The following is an 18,183-nucleotide window of genomic DNA, read 5'->3' on the forward strand; positions in this document are numbered from 1 at the left end:
TATGAAACATCTCAAGGCAATCAATAATAAAGCGCTGAAACTCGATGAGGCCGCGGCCGAAAACCGCATCGAAGAAGTGGTGGCGATGAGTTCCGTCGCCGGCTGCGCCTCGACCACCGACCCGGGTTGGGAAATCGACGCCTTTGGCGGTGTGTCGTCGCTGTGCCAGCCGATGGAAGCCGATCTTTACGGTTGTTCCGACCCTTGCTGGTGGCCGGCCCAGGTGCCCGACATGATGAGCACCTACCCGGACTGGAACAAGGATGCCCAGGCGTCCAATGAAAACTGGCGCAACCTCGGGACTGTCTTTCCAAAAGACAAGTAATCGGACAGAGAAGGATTCCAGCATGCGTAATATCAAAGCCTGCGGCCTGGCCGCATTCGCCGTCCTGAGTACCTGTTCACTCACTGTTCTGGCCGACGAAAACACTGCGCTGCAAGACGGTCACGAGTACATGTTGACCACCAATTACCCGAACAACCTGCACGTCATCGACCTGGCCACCGACACCTTGTTCAAGACCTGCAAGATGCCGGATGCCTTCGGTCCCGGCACCGTTCAGTTGTCGCCGGACCGCAAGACCGCCTACGTGTTGAACAATCACTACGCGGATGTCTACGGCGTTGAAATCGACAGCTGCAAGCAGGTGTTTCACGCCAGCATCACCCAGAAACCGGGGGAGAAAGCGAGGTCCATGTTCGCCTTCACCCTCAGCCACGACGGCAAGGAATTGTTCACCATTGCCAACCCGACGTTGATGCTCAATGACCGCTATGAAGTGCAGCAACCGCGGCTCGATGTGTACGCCACCGACGCCGGCATGGACGCCAAACCCGTGCGCAGTTTCCCGGCGCCACGGCAGCTGACGATCATGCAGAGTGGTGACGACGGCACGCTGTACGTGGCCGGGGCGGACGTCTACAAGGTCGATGTGAAGACCGGAAAGTTCGACGTGCTGATCCCCAGCCGTCACTGGAAGCGTCCTGGCTACAGCGCGCCGGACGTACTCTACGTGTGGAACCAGCAGACTTATCGCCATGACTTCTCGCTGCTCTACACCGCGGCGAAATTCAAGGACAAGAAACAGGACCCCTTGACCGCCGAGTACCTTTACGGGCTGTTCAGCATCGACCTGAAAACCGGCAAGACCGAAACCACCGACTTCGGCCCTCTGACGGAAATCTACTTCAGCGGCATGCGCTCGCCGAAGGATCCGAACCTGATGTTCGGCGTGCTCAACCGTTTGGCGAAGTACGACATCAAGGAGAAGAAAATGCTCCAGGCAGCGACGCTGGATCATTCCTACTACTGCATTTCGTTCAACAAGGACGGCAGCAAGATTTATCTGGCGGGGACGTTTAACGATGTGGCGATTTTTGATCCCGAGAGCATGAAGCAGATCGGCAATATCAAGTTGCCGGGTGGGGATATGGCGATCACGACTGCGCAGATATTTGTCCGATAACCTCGGTGCTTGAACTGCCGCCTTCGCGGGCAAGCCCGCTCCCACATGGATCTATGTTGAACACAAACCTTGTGTACGACGCAGATCCACTGTGGGAGCGGGCTTGCCCGCGAAGAGGCCCTCAAAGGCACCCAAGCATCAAGCCCCAGGCACCGGGCAACTCAACTCCCCCTCCTGACACTTCAAGTAGTTCTTGAAAGTCTCCACCCGCGCCTTGGTCAACTCAGTGACACAGTTGCTGTAGATCAGCGGATACACACTCCCGCCTTCCACCCCGGCGCTCGAGAACTTGCACTCGGCATCCCGAAACGCAATCCACGAACGCTGCGCCCCGATCAGCAGCTTTTTGCTGTCGGGGTTGCTCTTCAAACGCTCATTGATCTGCTGGTAAAGCGCATTCAACTCCTTGTCCGCCGTCTTGTGCTGCTGCGCCGCGCACTCATTCATCGTCGCCTGATCGGCGGCGTTGTCGCAGTCCGCAGCATAAGCGGCGGTGGCGAACAGCAGAGGCGTCAGTGCCAGAAGAAAGCGTGGGTGCATGGGGATTCTCGCTGAGACAGGAAAGTTGGGATGCAGTTTAGTGCCGTATTCGACCCTTTATGTTTGCCATTCAGGGCATTTTTTAATCGATTCATAAGCAAGCCACGGCACGTCATGTGTCGTCCAGATATGCGCCTGAGGCGTCATTTGCGGGTCATCGTCCAGTGTCGCCACACGAACAATGACGTGGGGTTGGGCCAAGCGTTCAGCCATCAAGTGTGAACCGCAGACTGAACAGAAATGCCGAAGTTTGCCCGGTGACGATTCGTAACTGCTCAGGCGGTCCTGGCCTTTGGTCCAGCGAAAATGTTCGCGCATGACCCCGGCTGTCGAGGCGAATGCCGCCGCGTGTGCCTTGCGACAGGTTTGGCAGTGGCAATGACTGATGGGCATGTCGAGGCTATCGAGTTCGTACTCGATGGCTTTGCACAAGCAGCTGCCATACAGGCTATTCATCGCGTGCTCCTGATTGCGTGAGGGTGAAGCTGCATGAATCGTCCTTGTCTGAGTCAACTTCGTCCTGAACGTTAGCAGTTTCGGGCGCTGAGTTTCGTCTTCACGAAAGAACTTACGTCTTGAAATGCAGCCGAATATTTCAGGTAGGGTTGATTGCGATACCCAATTGATACAACTTTAGGGTTGGTCTTGTGGTCTTACAGGCCTACTGTTCAGTACAGGAGGTGACTTATGAATCCAGCATCAGATCGCATCGAAAGGAAGATCCTGCTCAAAACGCCGCGCTCGCAGGTCTGGCGCGTGCTGGCCAATGCCGAAGCCTTCGGACAGTGGTTTGGCGTGGCGCTGGAAGGCAAGCGTTTTGTCGCCGGTGAGTGGACCCAGGGGCAGATTACGTACCCGGGTTATGAGCACTTGCTGTGGAATGTACTGGTGGAGCGGGTTGAGCCGGAACGGGTGTTTTCGTTTCGCTGGCACCCGTACGCGATCGAGCCCGATATCGATTACTCCCAGGAACCCACCACACTGGTGAAGTTCGAGCTCGAAGACATGGATGAAGGCACGTTACTCAAGGTCACCGAGTCCGGTTTCGATCACATCCCTCAGACGCGCCGGCTCAAGGCGTTCCGCATGGACAGTCGCGGCTGGGATGAGCAGATGAGCAATATCGAAGAATTTCTCAAGGTCAGTGCCAAGCAACGCGAGCGTCAGGAAGAGTGATCGCGGCATGAACGCGCGGCTTCGATGCTTGAAACCTTACCCGTCTAAGGGTTTTCGGAAGGGCGGCTATAGCGAATGTCCTACACGCGATAGTAGCTATGTCGTCTATTGCACATTGGATCCGAAGCGTAATCTAGCCTCATCAACCGAAACACAGGAAGTGTTCGGGATCACGGATGATCGACCATAAGCAAGGAATCGCTGCCGACAGGGAGTCGTAATGGTCTTGGGAAAAACCCGCTTCGGCGGGTTTTTTTTCGCCTGTCGAAAAGACTTCGGCAGCTGCTACAGAAGAGGGCTTCAAGGCTGAAATGGTCAATGGCTTACACCCACAGGTGGGTATGTCCTCTGTTTACCCTTAAGCGATGTGTTTATTCTGGATCCATCAACTGAGTCGCAGGAAGCGCTCAGGATCAAGGATGATCGACCATTGGCCAGGATGGCTGCCGACAGGATGTCGAAATGGTCTTGAGAAACCCGCTTAGGCGGGTTTTTTTATGGGCGATGGAAAATCCTCGGTGCATCATTTTGGCCGGGTGACCGGCAGCCAGGCATTGGCTGCCGGTCGGGATGGATTAGCGTGCTGACAACCGATCGAGTTTCGCCGCTGCACGCTCAGTGATTTGCGAGCGCAGTTTCAACGACGCAGCGGCGCGTTCACGGGCTTCCTCCAGAACGCTGACCGGAGCTGTTTCAGGGCTGCCCGAGGCAAACGGCGGTGCCGGTGCGTATTCGAGCTGCAACTGCACCAGCTCTGCTGTGTCCTTATCGAACAACTCCGCGGCCAGGGTCAGGGCAAAATCGATGCCCGCCGTGATCCCGCCACCGGTCAGAAGGTTGCCGTCGCGCACCACTCGATCCTTCACCGGGATCGCTCCCAAAGGCGTCAGCAACTCGTGATAGGCCCAGTGAGTGGTGGCGCGTTTGCCTTTCAACAGACCCGCCGCGCCGAGCACCAGCGCGCCGGTACACACCGACGTGACATAACGTGCGTTAGCGGCTTGCGTCTGGATGAAGGCCAGCGTCTGTTCATCCTCCATCAACGGCCCGACGCCACCGCCGCCAGGAATGCAGATCACATCCAGCGGCGGGCAATCGTCGAACGTGGTGGTCGGTTTCAGCACCAGGCCGGTGCTCGCGGTGACGGGCATCAGGTCCTTCCAGATCAAATGCACCTTCACGTCCGGCAGCGAGGCCAGTACGTCGTAAGGGCCGGTGAGGTCCAGTTGCTGAACCTGTGGAAACAACAGAAAACCGATCTGCAACGTCATGGCATTTTTCTCATGAAGTGGGTGGACGACTTCACTTTAGGCTCGTAGGATTTGGCGTATACGCCAATAACCCCACGAATTACGCCAATCATGCCGAAAACCATTCACGTGCTCGCCTTTGCCAATGTGCAATTGCTCGACGTCACCGGGCCGTTGCAGGTGTTCGCTTCGGCCAACGATATTTCCCGCCAGCAAGGTTTTCCACCACCTTATGCGCCGTCGGTGATTGCCAGCGACGGCGGGGCGGTGATGTCGTCGGCGGGGCTGGCGCTGTTGGCCGAGCCATTGCCCGAAGTGGCCAGTGACACGTTGATCATTGCCGGTGGCTGGGGCGTTTACGACGCGGCGCGAGATGAACCGCTGGTGGCGTGGGTACGTGAACACGCGACGGGGTGTCGGCGGGTATCGTCGGTGTGCACCGGGGCATTTTTGCTGGCGGCCAGCGGCTGGCTCGATGGCCGGCGGGTGGTCACTCACTGGACCCGTTGCGAGCAGTTGGCGCAGCAGCATCCGCGGCTGCAGGTTGAACCCAATCCGATTTTCATCAATGACGGCCCGGTCTGGACCTCGGCCGGGGTCACTGCCGGTATCGATCTGGCGCTGGCCATGGTGGAAGAGGATCTCGGCCGCACGATGGCCCTGGAAGTCGCCCGGCAACTGGTGGTGTTCCTGAAACGTCCCGGCGGCCAGTCGCAGTTCAGCGTCACCCTCTCTTTGCAAAAGGAAGGCAACCGTTTCGACGAACTTCATGCCTGGATCAGCGAAAACCTCACCAAGGATTTGGGCATCCCGACCCTGGCCTTGCAGGCCGGCATGAGCGAACGCAGCTTCGTCCGCCATTACCGCGCCGACACTGGCCAGACTCCGGCCCGGGCCATCGAACTGATTCGGGTCGAGACCGCCCGACGTTTGCTCAGCGATACCGGCGTGCCGATCAAACGGGTGGCGGTGCAATGCGGATTCGGCAGCGAAGAGACGCTTCGACGCAGTTTTCTGCGGGCCATGGGCGTGACTCCGCAGGCCTATCGAGAACGTTTCAGCGTCAGCCCTCCAGCAGATCCAGTAACGCTCTGACCGTTGCCTCGGGCGCTTCTTCGGGAATGTTATGCCCGACCCCGCCGGTGAAGTGGGCGATGCCTTCGCCTGTTTTTCCTAGGCTTCAATTTCCGCCACCTGATTGAAGTATTTCGACCGATCCGGCGTAAACGTCACCACCATGTTGGTCCGCGAACAGGTCAACGCCCGTTCTTCACTCAAATCGATATCCAGATCTTCCCCGCGCAACCCTTGCCACTGGGCGAGGTACTTGAGGGATCCGTATTTTTCGAGTTTTTTCAGGCTGCGGCTGACGCCACCTTTCCAGCCCAGCACCGGCAGTTCGCCGGCAAGGCAGCGTTGGACGAGTTCGGGGAAACGGGCGGCGCGTTGGCGGCCGATTTCCCAGCATTTGATCAGGCCCTTGTCCTGGCCTTCCCACAATTCATCGCGGTTCAGGCCTGAGCGGAGTGGGGTGTCGATGCTGCGGTGGATGCGCTGGGTCATTCGGGTTCCTTGAATTCGGGTTTTGTTGGACAGCTCCGCTGTACCCGTTGACGGTCGATGGTAGGGGGGGATGTTACGGCTGGCAACAAAGGATTTTCTGGTAGTGAACGCGGGTTTTGTTTATGAAATGTAAGGTTTTGGCCTACACAAAACCTGTGGCGCGGTCTCAAGGCTGCCAGAAACTCTTCTCCCCACTCAATTTCCGATCCAGAAAACACGCCGCACTGATCAGGGCCAAATGCGTCAGCGCTTGCGGCGTATTCCCCAGATGCCGCGCATGGCTGTCGAACTCTTCGGCGTACAACCCCAGCGGGTTCGCATACCTCAGCAACTGTTCAAATTCCAGATGCGCCTTTTCCACCCGTCCGGCGCGGGCCAGGCATTCGACGTACCAGAATGAACATGCGGCGAAGGCGCCTTCGGTGCCGTCGAGGCCATCGATCCGGGCGTCGTCATTGCGATAGCGGTAAACCATGCCGTCGCGCACCAGATTCTTTTCGATGGCGTCGAGGGTCGCGAGCCAGCGCGGGTCTTTGGCGCTGACGAAGCGCACCAGCGGCATTAGCAGCATTGAGCCATCGAGCGCGGTACCGCCGATGTACTGGACGAAGTGCCCGCATTCTTCGTTCCAGAAGTTTTCCCAGATGTCGGCGTAGATCGCTTGTCGGGTCTGGTCCCAGCGGGCGAACGGGGCGGGCAGTGAGCGTTTTGAGGCGAGGCGAATGGCCCGGTCCAGTGCGACCCAGCACATCAGCCGCGAGTGCAGGAAGTGATGCTGCTCGCCGCGCATTTCCCAGATGCCGACGTCCTCTTGCTCCCAGGTTTCGCAGACCTGATCGACCACTTCTACGGTGTGTTTCCAGCCTTCATGGGAGATGGCGTCGCCGTATTTGTTGACCAGGTACACCGCGTCCATCAGTTCGCCGAAGATGTCGAGCTGGACCTGGTCGTAAGCCTGATTGCCGATGCGCACCGGTGTCGCACCGCCATGGCCGCAGAGGTGCGAGAGTTCGGTTTCCGGCAGTTCCTGGCGACCATCGATGGCATAGAGGATGTTGAGCTTCATCGATTTGCCGTGGCAATCACTGACCCGCCCGCGTAGCCAGCGCATGTAATCGTTGGCCTCCTGGACGAAGCCCAGGCGCATGAACGCGTAGACGGTGAACGAGGCATCGCGGATCCATGTGTAGCGGTAATCCCAATTGCGCTCGCCGCCAGGTGTTTCCGGCAGGCCGAAAGTCGCGGCGGCGAGGATTGCGCCGTGTTTGCGCGAGGTCAGCAGCTTCAGCGCCAGGGCCGAGCGATTGACCATTTCCCGCCAGCGGCCCCGGTAGTTGGATTGGCCGATCCAGTCGCGCCAGAACTTCAGGGTGCGCTCCAGAGAGATCGCGGCGGCGCCTTCCTTGAACCGTGGGTCGGCGATACCGCCGAGCAGGAATTCGGCGCTCTGGTCCTGTTCGAGGGTGAATTCGGCGACTGCCGCATGGCCCTCTATACGCAAAGCCTGATCCGAAGACAGGCGCAGGGACGGCTGATCGGTGGCCTCGAAGGTCACGTCTTCTTCATCCATGCGTGCGCGGGTCTTGGCGCGAGCGTAGTCATGACGCACGGCGCAGCGCATGTGAAACGTTGCCTGGCCGCTGACCACACGCACCCGGCGCATCAGCATCGGCGTGTCATCTTCGCTGTCGCCGATGGGCAGCAGGTCGGTGACTTCGACGACTGCGCGGTCGCTGAGCCAACGGGTTTGCAGCACATTGGTGTCGGGCAGGTAAATCTGCTCGCGGCGAGCGTCGGGTAAATCCGGGGACAGTTGGAAAATCCCGGCCTCAGGGGTGTCCAGCAGCGAGCAGAAGATTGACGGGCTGTCGAATTCCGGCCAGCAGAAAAAGTCCACGCTGCCCTTGTCGTTGACCAGTGCCACGCTGCGCATGTCGCCGATGATGCCATGGGCATCGATAGCGCTTTGTCGTTCGGGATGATGATCAGCCATTGCCGCGAAACTCCGGATAAAGGCCCAGGGTGACTTGTTGGTCGAGGGAAATCAGAGCGTTGAGTGGAGGGCCTAACTAGCTGACAGGTTTGGGGCGCCTGGAGTTCAGCGCCCAGATCAAGGCCTTCACATTCAACCAACAATTGCCTGCTTTCCCCTCAATCAAGCTTATGGCAACTTGCAGGCCCTTGTTGAGACCCGCACCTATGGCAAACCCCTACCGCGAGCTGTTCAAAGCCCCAGGCAGCAGCGCTTTTGTGCTGGCCGGGATGATCGCGCGCATGCCGATTTCCATGACCGGCATCGGCCTGATCACCATGCTCTCGCAACTGCAGGGCGGGTATGGACTGGCTGGCGCAGTGGCGGCGACGTTTGCTCTGGCCACGGCATTTTGTGCGCCGCAGGTTTCGCGACTGGTGGACCGCTTCGGGCAGCGTCGGATCTTGCCGGTCTCGGCGCTGATCGGTGGCGGGGCGTTGTTGCTGGTGTTGCTTTGCACGCGCTTGCAGGCGCCGCAGTGGACGTTGTTTGTGTTCGCCGCGCTGGCGGGTTGCATGCCGAGCATGTCGGCGATGGTGCGAGCACGCTGGACCGAGGTGTATCGCGGCCAGCCTGAACTGCAAACCGCTTATGCGTTGGAGTCGGTGCTGGACGAGGTCTGTTTTATTGTCGGGCCGCCACTGTCGGTGGGGTTGTGCGTGGTGGCGTTCCCCGAGGCCGGGCCGTTGGCGGCGTTGCTGATGCTGGCGATCGGGGTGACGGCGTTTGTGCTGCAACGTGACACCGAGCCGGCGATTCATCCCCATGAAGACCATCATCAGGTCTCGATCATTCGTTCCAGCGAGATTCAGCTGCTGATGCTGTTGATGGTCGCCATGGGCACCATCGTCGGGGTGGTGGATGTGGTCAGCGTGGCGTTCGCCCAGCAGCAGGGCCAGCCGGCGGCGGCGAGCATTGTGTTGTCGGTGTATGCCATCGGCTCGTGCCTGGCCGGTTTGGCATTCGGGGCGTTGCGCTCGAAACTGCCGCTGCCGCAACTGTTCCTGTACGGCGGGGTGGCGACGGCGGTGACTACGCTGCCGTTGCTGCTGGCGACGGACATTCTCGGGCTGTCGCTGGCGGTGTTCGTCGCGGGGCTGTTTTTTGCGCCGACGCTGATTGTGGCGATGGCGTTGGTGGAGCGCATCGTGCCGCCGGCCAAACTCACTGAGGGCCTGACCTGGCTGGTGACTGGATTGAGTATCGGCGTGGCGATTGGCGCGGCCAGTTCAGGGTGGTTTATCGATGCATTTGGAGCCCGGAGCGGATTCTGGGTCGCCGTCGCCGCGGGCGCCGTGGTCCTCGGTTCCGCAGTGCAAAGCTTCCGCCACTTGAAATAAAGAACGAATGTGGGAGCGGGCTTGCTCGCGAATGCGGTGTGTCAGTCAACGTTGATGTTGTTTGACCCACCGCATTCGCGAGCAAGCCCGCTCCCACATGGGATCTTCGACTAATTCAAGACCTGCCTCATCCGTTCTCTTAACAGACAACTTTCTGAGGTAAACCCGGTGACCCAGCTGACATTGCTCTGCCTGCCCTATTCGGGCGCGAGTGCCATGGTCTACAGCCGCTGGCGGCGCAAACTGCCGGAGTGGCTCAAGCTGCAACCCGTGGAGTTGCCGGGACGTGGCGCCCGGTTCGGCGAACCTTTGCACACCGACATGCGACGTCTGGCGCTGCAACTCGCGCAGGAACAAAAAGCCACGCTCAAGGCGCCGTACGCGCTGTTCGGTCACAGCCTTGGCGCGTTGCTCGCCTGTGAGATGGCCCACGCGTTTCGCTCGCTGGGCTGCCCGGAACCGGTGGCGCTGTTTGCTTCGGGGACGGCTGCACCGACACTGCGGGCTGACTACGACCGGGGTTTCGCCGAGCCCAAAACCGATGCTGAATTGATCGAGCAATTGCGCACCCTCAACGGCACCCGTGAAGAGGTGCTGGCCAACGAAGAACTGATGAGCCTGACGCTGCCGGTGCTGCGTGCGGACTTTCTGTTGTGCGGACGTTTCGAACCGCAACAGCGCCCGTTGCTCAAGTGCCCGATTCATGTGCTCGGCGGCAAAGCTGATCGCACCACCACCGAACAGTTGATCGGCTGGAGCAAGGAAACCCGTGGCAGTTTCTCGGTGGACATGCTGGCGGGCGGGCACTTCTTTATCCATGAACACGAAGCCAAGGTGTTGCGGGTGATCAAGGATCAACTGGACGTTCATCATCGGCGGCATGCCATGGCCGCCAGCGCCTGACGCAATCCCAGACGTCACTCAATCCCTGTGGGAGCGGGCTTGCTCCGGGCGGCATTCCGACGATAGCGGCATCACATTCAACATAGATGTGACTGACAGGCCGTCATCGCGAGCAGGCTCGCTCCCACAATAAATCTTCAGTGAACACAGATATTGTGTAAGACAAAGATCAAATGTGGGAGCGAGCCTGCTCGCGATGGGGCCCTCACTAGCGCCACAAATCTAGAATCCTGAACCCTTCCTGAAGAACCCCGCAATTCCCCCTCCACACGGCTTTGCATCGTTTACTCTGCAGAAATCGGGGCGTAAGCTTCGCGCGTTTTCAATCAATAGCGGAGACCCACAGTGGGTACTTGTTCGAGTGACAGTAGTCGGCCGGTTTCGATAACCGGCACCTTCCCGGCAAGATAACGCGCAACCTTTTTTGCCGTTGTCTCGCCTAAAAAGCGAGCAGCGGCATCCCGATCGCGGCCAGTCCTGGTCCGTGTCCCGACGTCACTCTCATCGACGCTGAACCGTGCGTGATGTTCGACTTTGTGTCGCCATCGCGGCGTATCGACACGCCTGCTCGACGGTTTCCCGGCTGACCCTGGGGGAACTGCCATGAACCTGACCCTGCTCAAAGAATTCTTCGCCGGATTCCTGCGCACGCGCCACATCGCCCGACACTTCCGTCGCCTGGCGCTGCTGGAAAACTTTACCGACACCACGGTCAGCCGCGAGGTACCGCCCACCCTGGCGCAAACCCTGGTGAGCGCCGCCAACAGCGACATCGGCCAACTGCTGAACAACCTCGGCAGCCACACCGATGGCTTGAGCGAACTCGAAGCCGATGCACTGCGCGTGCAATACGGCCTCAACGAAGTCGAGCACGAACAGCCTCTGCCCTGGTGGACCCACTTGTGGCACTGCTACAAGAACCCATTCAACCTGCTGCTGACCTTGCTTGCGGTCATCTCCTGGCTGACCGAAGACATGAAAGCCGCCATCGTGATTTTCTCCATGGTGGTGCTCTCGACCTTGCTGCGCTTCTGGCAGGAGACCAAATCCAACCAGGCCGCCGACGCGCTCAAGGCGATGGTGAGCAACACCGCCACGGTGTTGCGTCGGGATGCGTCGCGCACCGAGCTGCCGATCAAGCAACTGGTGCCAGGCGACCTGATCGTGCTCTCGGCTGGCGACATGATTCCCGCCGATTGCCGGGTGCTCGGCGCCAAGGATTTGTTCGTCAGCCAGGCCGCGATGACCGGCGAATCAATGCCGGTGGAAAAATTCCGCCGTCAGCAGGACAGTGACACCAGCAACCCGCTGGACCTCGACAACATCCTGTTCATGGGCACCAACGTGGTGTCCGGCACGGCCATGGCGGTGATCCTCACCACCGGCAATAACACCTATTTCGGTGCCTTGGCCCAGCGGGTCGGCGCTACCGATCGCGCACCCACTTCATTCCAGACGGGCGTCAACAAAGTCAGCTGGCTGCTCATCCGGTTCATGTTCGTCATGGCGCCGCTGGTGCTGTTCATCAACGGCTTCACCAAAGGTGACTGGACCCAGGCGCTGCTGTTCGCGCTGTCGATTGCCGTGGGCCTGACCCCGGAAATGCTGCCGATGATCGTCACCTCGACCCTGGCCAAGGGCGCGGTGTTCCTGTCGCGTAAAAAAGTCATCGTCAAACGCCTCGACGCGATCCAGAACTTCGGCGCCATGGATGTGCTGTGCACCGACAAGACCGGCACCCTGACTCAGGACAAGATCTTCCTGGCGCGTAACGTTGATGTCTGGGGCAACGATTCCGATGACGTATTGGAAATGGCCTACCTCAACAGCTACTACCAGACCGGCCTGAAAAACCTGCTGGACGTGGCGGTGCTCGAACACGTGGAAGTCCACCGTGAACTGAAAGTCGGCACCGCGTTTCGCAAGGTCGATGAGATCCCGTTCGACTTCACTCGCCGGCGCATGTCGGTGGTGGTCGCCGAGCGCGATCATTCGCACCTGCTGATCTGCAAGGGCGCGGTGGAAGAAGTGTTGGCGGTGTGCACGCGGGTGCGTCATGGCGAGGTCGATGAAGCGCTGAGCGATGAACTGTTGGCGCGGATTCGTCAGGTCACCGAATCGTTCAACGCCGAAGGACTTCGTGTCGTTGCCGTTGCCGCACGGCCAATGAGTGAAGGGCGCGATACCTACAGCCTGGCGGATGAACAGGCGCTGACGCTGATCGGTTACGTGGCGTTTCTCGATCCACCCAAGGAAAGCACCGCGCCGGCGCTCAAGGCATTGGCCGCTCACGGCGTGGCCGTGAAAGTGTTGACCGGCGACAACGAACTGGTGACCGCGAAGATCTGCCGCGAAGTCGGCCTGGAGCAACAAGGCCTGCTGATGGGCAACGACATCGAACGCATGAGCGACGCCGAACTGGCGGTGGCGGTGGAGAGCACCAACGTCTTCGCCAAACTCACCCCGTCGCACAAGGAACGCATCGTGCGTTTGCTCAAGGACAACGGTCATGTGGTCGGCTTCATGGGCGACGGCATCAACGACGCGCCAGCGCTACGCACCGCCGACATCGGCATTTCGGTGGACAGCGCCGTGGACATCGCCAAGGAAGCGGCGGACATCATCCTGCTGGAGAAAAGCCTGATGGTGCTGGAGGAGGGCGTGCTGGAAGGGCGTCGGACCTTCGCCAACATGCTCAAGTACATCAAAATGACTGCCAGCTCGAACTTCGGCAACGTGTTCTCGGTGCTGGTGGCCAGTGCGTTTATCCCGTTCCTGCCGATGCTGCCGATGCACCTGCTGGTGCAGAACCTGCTCTATGACATTTCGCAGATCGCCATCCCGTTCGATAACGTCGACGAGGACATGCTGAAAACACCACAACGCTGGCAGCCGGCGGACGTCGGGCGTTTCATGCTGTTTTTCGGGCCGATCAGCTCGATCTTCGACATCACCACGTTTGCCTTGATGTGGTACGTCTTCGATGCCAATACCCCGGATCATCAAACCCTGTTCCAGTCCGGCTGGTTCGTGGTCGGGCTGCTGACCCAGACGCTGATCGTGCACATGATCCGCACGCCGAAAATCCCGTTCCTGCAAAGCCGCGCAGCGATGCCACTGATGGTGATGACTGGAATCATCATGGCCGTCGGCATCTTCCTGCCGATGGGACCGCTGGCGCACTACTTCAAATTGCAGGCGCTGCCGTCGCTGTACTTCGTGTTCCTGCCGGTGATTCTGCTGGCGTACATGGGCCTGACGCAGGCAGTGAAAGGATTTTATGTTCGCCGGTTTGGCTGGCAGTAATGCTGCCAAATGTAGGAGCAAGGCTTGCCCGCGATGAACGATGACGCGGTGTATCAGTTAAACCGCGTCATCGTTCATCGCGGGCAAGCCTTGCTCCTACAGAAAATCGTACTAAGGCTGAAGTGAAGCGTCCCGGTTTTTAGGAAAAGTCCTACAGAAAGCTCGACGGGTCTTCCGTAGCCTTGCGGCCTCACGAATTCGATACCCTCCTGGGGGCCCACGTTGTCGAACAAAGCCTTACGTATCCTGATCGCCGACGAGTTGCATTTTCACCGCATGAAGGTCGAGCGATTGTTCAATCAACTCGACTACTACCGGATAGCACCGGTGCACAGCCTTGAAGAGCTGTTGACCCTGGTCGAATACAGTGGCGAGCCATTTGATCTGGTGGTCATCAATGCCTCGCTGGCGGGCGGGGCGTTGAACCTGTTCGATTTTTTCCTTGATAACCAGCAGGTTCATCACGCCTTGATCTATGACGGTCAGCAGGCGCAACTGCCGCCCATTCCTGCCTGCGTTCAACAGAGGGTTGAGGTGAGCCACGCAATATTGCCTGATCTGGCGTCCATTACGCGGCTGATGGCGATCATCGACCCTCGTCTACCGTTCGTCGGCTCTGTCATTTCTGTCAGGTAGTTGCGCCCGGTTTTCCATGCAAAAGTCTTTGCGCAGCCGGTGCGATCAACCGGGCCGGGCTCATTGGCATTGATTATTCAATCGTCGTTTTTGTTGCTCAGGGAGTTGCCATGAAGTCAGTGCTGATTGTGGACGATCATCCGGTGGTTCGCGCCGCAGTCAAAATCGTACTGGTGCAGGAAGGTTTCAAGCAGATATACGAAGCGGCGTGTGGTAATGAGGTTTTGCCGAAGATCCGCGAACACAAGCCTGATCTGGTGGTACTGGATTTGGTGATGCCCTCGCTCGACGGGCTGGATGTACTGGCGCGGATCAAGACCAGTGGGGTGCCCTGTCGAGTGCTGGTCTTCACGTCCCAGGAACCCACGTTTTATCAGGATCGTTGCATGCACGCCGGCGCCGCAGGCTATATCGCCAAGACCAATGACTTGCAGCACTTGCACAGAGCCGTGCACGCCGTGATGGGCGGTTACACCTATTTCGCCCAGCTACCCTCGGCGTCGGTGTCGCTGAACTCGATACAACTGAGTGAAAAACAGATGATCGATAAACTCTCCGACCGGGAACTGACGATCTTTCAGCATCTGGCCCGGGGCATCAGTAACAAGGCGATCGCTGAAATCATGCACTTGAGTCACAAGACCGTCAGCACCTACAAGACCCGTCTGATTGGAAAACTCAACGTGGAATCAGCGGTGTACTTGAGGGATTTTGCCAAGCGTAATCATCTGATCTGAGTGAGCCCGATCATGCGCAATTGTTTGTGGGCTCTGTTGCTGTTCTGTGGACTGGGAGCACCGGTGACCGCGGCCGATGAGCCAAAGCTTTTGCATGTGCTGGGACATTCCGCGGTGGAGGATTATCAGGTCCAGCTGGATGAAAAAGACTGGCAGTGGTTGCGTGGCAAACGCGTCTTGCGCCTCGGGGTGTCGGGGCCGGACTACCCGCCGTTCGAGATCACGCGAAACGTTGATGAGCTGGAAGGCATCACCGCAGACTATGCCGCCCTGTTGGGGCAACTGCTGCACGTCAAAATCGACGTGCTTCGTTATCGCACACGCGAGGCGGCCATGGAGGCGCTCAAGCGCGATGATCTGGACCTGCTCGGTACGTCCAACAACTTTGAGGCGGCTGACCCGCAGCTGATCCGATCCAGTGCCTATGCCGAAGATCAGCCGATGCTGGTTACCCGCCTGGACGACTGGATGCCTGCCGACCTCGCGGGCAAACGCATCGCCATGGTCGATGACTATCTGCAGGCGCAGACTGTCGAAGCCTTCTATCCCGATGCGAGCTTGCAACGCTACCCCTCGGCACTCGACGCGATCGGGGCGGTGGCGTTCGGGCAGGATGATGTGTACCTCGGGGACTTCATCAGCGCCAATTACCTCATCAATAACAACTACCTCAGCAACGTACGCCTGGTGGGGCCTTCCGGCCTGGACGCCAATCCGTTCGGCTTTGCCTTCAGTAGGGGCAACCCTCGTCTGAAGAGCATTGTCGATAAGACTCTGGCGGCAATTTCCATGGATCAACGCACGGCCATCGAGCAGCGCTGGAGTGCTGGAAGAGCCAACATGGCGGGTCAAGAGCGAGTCCGTTTGAGCGCCAGCGAGCAACGTTGGCTGGATCAACATCCGACGGTGCAAGTGGGTGCCGTCGAGAGCTTTGCACCGCTGACTTTTTACGATGCACAGGGACAACTCAGCGGGTTGACCGCGCAATTGCTGACCCTGATCAGCCAGCGCAGCGGCTTGACCTTCAAGGTGCAGCGGGGTAACTCCCTCGATCAGCAGATCCAGCAACTCAAGGACGGCACGATCGACGTGTTACCTGTGGTCACGCCCGGTATCGAACGCGAAGCCGAACTGCGTTTCACTCGGGCCTACTTGAACAATCCGTTTGTACTGGTCAGTGCGAGCACCCCGGGAAGCCCCAGGACCCTGGATGATATGGCCGGTAAACGCCTGGCGATTTATCGCGGTCATCCGTTGCTCGGGTTCATCCGCGCTCGGGCGCCCACTGTACGTCTGGTCGAAGTGGCGAGTCCGGCGCAGGGTATGGAATGGGTGATCAAGGGCCAGGCCGACGGGGCCGTCAGCTCATTGATCGTGGCTCGGTATCTGGTCACCCGGCAATACCGCGAGCGTCTGCGGATCAGCAGCACCGTGGGGGATGAACCGGCGCGTATCGCTCTGGCCACCAGCCGTGGTGCGCTGGAGTTGCACTCGATTCTGAACAAGGCACTGCTGAGCATTTCGCCCCGGGAGATGGATGAGTTGTTAGCCCGCTGGAGCAACGATGTGGTGGTCGATGACAGCTACTGGCTGCGTCATCGCCAACGCATTCTCCAGGCGTTTGCCGCGGCGGGCGTTTTGTTGTTGCTCGCACTGGCCTGGATTGCCTGGCAGCGTCGGCAGATCACTCAACGCCAACAACTGCTCGCGCAATTGCAGGATGCCAAGAACGCCGCCGACGATGCCAACCGCGCCAAAACCACCTTTCTGGCGACCATGAGCCATGAAATCCGCACTCCGATGAATGCCCTGATCGGCATGCTCGAACTGGCGCTGAAGCGAGCGCAAGAGGGCTTCACTGATCGCTCGGCCATCGAAGTGGCATCCACTGCCGCGCAGCAATTGCTGGCGCTGATCGGCGACATCCTGGACATCGCCCGCATCGAGTCCGGGCATTTGTCGCTGACCCCTGAACGGGTCAATCTACGCACGCTGGTGGAGTCGGTGTGCCGGGTTTTCGAAGGCCTGGCACGGCAGAAGAACTTGCAGTGGCGGGTCGAATTGGCCGAACACAGCGATCGTGACGTGTTAGTCGACCCCACGCGCTTCAAGCAGGTGCTGTCCAATCTGCTGAGCAACGCGATCAAGTTCACCCGTGAAGGTGAGGTGAGTCTGACACTGCGAGTGGAGCCCGGTATAGCGGGACATCTGGCAGTCAATGTGCGTATTGAGGACAGCGGCATCGGTGTCAGTGTGGTCGATCAGCAACGGCTGTTCAGCCCGTTCGTGCAGGCCGGTAACAGCCAGCAGTCAGGCCACAATGGCTCCGGTCTGGGACTGGTGATCAGCCGCACGCTGTGCGAAATGATGGGCGGCCGATTGCAGCTCGACAGCGTCCTCGGACTGGGTACGCAAGTCGACATCAGCGTTGATCTGATTGCGTTGCAACCGTTGACCTGCGGCGAGTGTGCCGATAGCGGATTGCAGGTGACCACTCGGCTGCTAACGATTCTGGTGGTCGACGATTACCCGGCCAATCGATTGTTGCTGTCGCGGCAGCTGAGTTACCTGGGGCATCAGGTGCTGGAGGCTGAGAATGGCGAGCAGGGTCTTGTGAAGTGGCGCGAGCATGAGCTCGATTTGGTCATCACCGATTGCAACATGCCGGTGGTCAATGGTTATGAATTGGCGGGTGCAATACGCGATGAAGAGCGCGCCAATGGTTTGCCTCCCACGCTGATTCTGGGGTTTAGCGCCAATGCGCAGCCGGAGGAAAAGATCCGTTGCCTTGAAGCGGGCATGGACGACTGTCTGTTCAAACCGATCCGGCTGGCAGATTTGAGTGCGTGGCTGGCATCCCGATTTGTGAATGAGCCGCCAGCACCGGTTGCAGAAAAATCAACGTTCGAAATCGACCTGACCGGCCTGGAGCTCTACGTCGGTGAAGACCGGACGCTGATCAATCAGTTGTTGCACGAACTGGCCGAGACCAATCGCGATGATCGCGATGATCTGCTTGCTGCGCACGTCATTGGCAATCGTCACCGGCTGCAAGACCTGGCGCACCGCATCAAAGGGGGGGCGCGGATGGTTCGTGCAAAACGTTTGATCGAGTGCTGCGAACATCTGGAACGTGCCTGCGCCGAGGGGCGCGCGGCGTTGATCGACGAGGCCGTCGATCAATTGCAACACGCCATGGCACGCCTGGATCAGAACCTCAAGCGAGACTGACGC

Annotated in this window: 15 protein-coding genes and 1 pseudogene; 10 read left to right on the plus strand and 6 right to left on the minus strand. The window is 59.1% G+C overall.

Annotation, left to right across the window (positions count from 1 at the left end; translation table 11 throughout):
- Position 1 precedes the first annotated feature (1 nt).
- The gene (qhpC, locus tag IB252_RS23265) at positions 2 to 325 is read left to right on the plus strand and encodes a quinohemoprotein amine dehydrogenase subunit gamma (protein ID WP_008145336.1); all 324 of its coding nucleotides are present in this window, start codon (positions 2 to 4) and stop codon (positions 323 to 325) included.
- Positions 326 to 347: 22 nt separating this feature from the next.
- The gene (peaD, locus tag IB252_RS23270) at positions 348 to 1,466 is read left to right on the plus strand and encodes a quinohemoprotein amine dehydrogenase subunit beta (RefSeq protein ID WP_192410400.1); all 1,119 of its coding nucleotides are present in this window, start codon (positions 348 to 350) and stop codon (positions 1,464 to 1,466) included.
- Between the two features lie 138 nt (positions 1,467 to 1,604).
- On the opposite strand, the gene IB252_RS23275 is transcribed toward peaD, so the two are convergent.
- Together IB252_RS23275 and IB252_RS23280 are read right to left on the minus strand one after the other, a co-directional pair.
- The gene (locus tag IB252_RS23275; RefSeq protein WP_192410401.1) at positions 1,605 to 2,006 is read right to left on the minus strand and encodes a lysozyme inhibitor LprI family protein; all 402 of its coding nucleotides are present in this window, start codon (positions 2,004 to 2,006) and stop codon (positions 1,605 to 1,607) included.
- Positions 2,007 to 2,063: 57 nt separating this feature from the next.
- Positions 2,064 to 2,462 carry a GFA family protein gene (locus IB252_RS23280; RefSeq protein WP_111452473.1) on the minus strand — a complete coding sequence of 133 codons (399 nt, stop codon included), beginning with the start codon at positions 2,460 to 2,462 and terminating at the stop codon, positions 2,064 to 2,066.
- A 231-nt stretch (positions 2,463 to 2,693) separates the two neighbouring features.
- Here IB252_RS23280 and IB252_RS23285 point away from each other — a divergent pair, with 231 nt between their 5' ends.
- Positions 2,694 to 3,182 carry an SRPBCC family protein gene (locus tag IB252_RS23285; protein ID WP_008145327.1) on the plus strand — a complete coding sequence of 163 codons (489 nt, stop codon included), beginning with the start codon at positions 2,694 to 2,696 and terminating at the stop codon, positions 3,180 to 3,182.
- Positions 3,183 to 3,757: 575 nt separating this feature from the next.
- On the opposite strand, the gene inhA is transcribed toward IB252_RS23285, so the two are convergent.
- The gene (inhA, locus tag IB252_RS23290; RefSeq protein WP_192410402.1) at positions 3,758 to 4,453 is read right to left on the minus strand and encodes an isonitrile hydratase; all 696 of its coding nucleotides are present in this window, start codon (positions 4,451 to 4,453) and stop codon (positions 3,758 to 3,760) included.
- A 90-nt stretch (positions 4,454 to 4,543) separates the two neighbouring features.
- Between inhA and IB252_RS23295 the strand changes: the two genes are divergently transcribed.
- Positions 4,544 to 5,527 (plus strand): GlxA family transcriptional regulator, encoded by a 984-nt coding sequence (locus IB252_RS23295; RefSeq protein ID WP_192410403.1) that lies wholly within the window; start codon positions 4,544 to 4,546, stop codon positions 5,525 to 5,527.
- Here the strand turns inward: IB252_RS23295 and IB252_RS30655 are convergent.
- The 3 genes and pseudogenes from IB252_RS30655 to IB252_RS23305 all read right to left on the minus strand — a co-directional run.
- Positions 5,496 to 5,594, minus strand: a pseudogene (locus tag IB252_RS30655) (alpha/beta hydrolase); the annotation flags it as partial. The gene IB252_RS23295 and the pseudogene IB252_RS30655 overlap by 32 nt on opposite strands.
- Positions 5,595 to 5,605: 11 nt before the next feature.
- Positions 5,606 to 5,995, minus strand: a complete 390-nt coding sequence (locus tag IB252_RS23300) for a hypothetical protein (protein ID WP_111452470.1) — start codon at positions 5,993 to 5,995, stop codon at positions 5,606 to 5,608.
- Between the two features lie 166 nt (positions 5,996 to 6,161).
- Positions 6,162 to 7,988 carry a glycoside hydrolase family 15 protein gene (locus IB252_RS23305; protein WP_192410404.1) on the minus strand — a complete coding sequence of 609 codons (1,827 nt, stop codon included), beginning with the start codon at positions 7,986 to 7,988 and terminating at the stop codon, positions 6,162 to 6,164.
- Between the two features lie 206 nt (positions 7,989 to 8,194).
- On the opposite strand from IB252_RS23305, the gene IB252_RS23310 reads away from it, so the two are divergent.
- From IB252_RS23310 to IB252_RS23335, 6 genes are all read left to right on the plus strand, one after another.
- Complete coding sequence (locus tag IB252_RS23310; protein ID WP_192410405.1) at positions 8,195 to 9,367, plus strand: MFS transporter; 1,173 nt, start codon at positions 8,195 to 8,197, stop codon at positions 9,365 to 9,367.
- A gap of 168 nt (positions 9,368 to 9,535) precedes the next feature.
- Positions 9,536 to 10,270, plus strand: a complete 735-nt coding sequence (locus IB252_RS23315) for a thioesterase II family protein (protein ID WP_192410406.1) — start codon at positions 9,536 to 9,538, stop codon at positions 10,268 to 10,270.
- 603 nt (positions 10,271 to 10,873) lie between these two features.
- Positions 10,874 to 13,576 carry a magnesium-translocating P-type ATPase gene (mgtA, locus tag IB252_RS23320; protein WP_192410407.1) on the plus strand — a complete coding sequence of 901 codons (2,703 nt, stop codon included), beginning with the start codon at positions 10,874 to 10,876 and terminating at the stop codon, positions 13,574 to 13,576.
- Positions 13,577 to 13,798: 222 nt separating this feature from the next.
- Positions 13,799 to 14,212, plus strand: a complete 414-nt coding sequence (locus IB252_RS23325) for a response regulator (protein ID WP_192410408.1) — start codon at positions 13,799 to 13,801, stop codon at positions 14,210 to 14,212.
- Between the two features lie 110 nt (positions 14,213 to 14,322).
- Complete coding sequence (locus IB252_RS23330) at positions 14,323 to 14,949, plus strand: response regulator transcription factor (RefSeq protein WP_111452464.1); 627 nt, start codon at positions 14,323 to 14,325, stop codon at positions 14,947 to 14,949.
- 12 nt (positions 14,950 to 14,961) lie between these two features.
- Positions 14,962 to 18,180, plus strand: coding sequence for a transporter substrate-binding domain-containing protein (locus IB252_RS23335; protein ID WP_192410409.1), 3,219 nt, complete (start codon positions 14,962 to 14,964; stop codon positions 18,178 to 18,180).
- The last annotated feature ends 3 nt before the right edge of the window (positions 18,181 to 18,183 follow it).

The organism is Pseudomonas sp. PDM10 (assembly GCF_014852295.1).
Taxonomy (GTDB): Bacteria; Pseudomonadota; Gammaproteobacteria; order Pseudomonadales; family Pseudomonadaceae; genus Aquipseudomonas.

Excerpts from the sequence above, each read along its gene's own strand:
- qhpC (WP_008145336.1), top strand. The coding sequence starts at position 2 with ATGAAACATCTCAAGGCAATCAATAATAAAGCGCTGAAACTCGATGAG.
- peaD (WP_192410400.1), top strand. The coding sequence starts at position 348 with ATGCGTAATATCAAAGCCTGCGGCCTGGCCGCATTCGCCGTCCTGAGT.
- IB252_RS23275 (WP_192410401.1), bottom strand. The coding sequence starts at position 2,006 with ATGCACCCACGCTTTCTTCTGGCACTGACGCCTCTGCTGTTCGCCACC.
- IB252_RS23280 (WP_111452473.1), bottom strand. The coding sequence starts at position 2,462 with ATGAATAGCCTGTATGGCAGCTGCTTGTGCAAAGCCATCGAGTACGAA.
- IB252_RS23285 (WP_008145327.1), top strand. The coding sequence starts at position 2,694 with ATGAATCCAGCATCAGATCGCATCGAAAGGAAGATCCTGCTCAAAACG.
- inhA (WP_192410402.1), bottom strand. The coding sequence starts at position 4,453 with ATGACGTTGCAGATCGGTTTTCTGTTGTTTCCACAGGTTCAGCAACTG.
- IB252_RS23295 (WP_192410403.1), top strand. The coding sequence starts at position 4,544 with ATGCCGAAAACCATTCACGTGCTCGCCTTTGCCAATGTGCAATTGCTC.
- IB252_RS23300 (WP_111452470.1), bottom strand. The coding sequence starts at position 5,995 with ATGACCCAGCGCATCCACCGCAGCATCGACACCCCACTCCGCTCAGGC.
- IB252_RS23305 (WP_192410404.1), bottom strand. The coding sequence starts at position 7,988 with ATGGCTGATCATCATCCCGAACGACAAAGCGCTATCGATGCCCATGGC.
- IB252_RS23310 (WP_192410405.1), top strand. The coding sequence starts at position 8,195 with ATGGCAAACCCCTACCGCGAGCTGTTCAAAGCCCCAGGCAGCAGCGCT.
- mgtA (WP_192410407.1), top strand. The coding sequence starts at position 10,874 with ATGAACCTGACCCTGCTCAAAGAATTCTTCGCCGGATTCCTGCGCACG.
- IB252_RS23330 (WP_111452464.1), top strand. The coding sequence starts at position 14,323 with ATGAAGTCAGTGCTGATTGTGGACGATCATCCGGTGGTTCGCGCCGCA.
- IB252_RS23335 (WP_192410409.1), top strand. The coding sequence starts at position 14,962 with ATGCGCAATTGTTTGTGGGCTCTGTTGCTGTTCTGTGGACTGGGAGCA.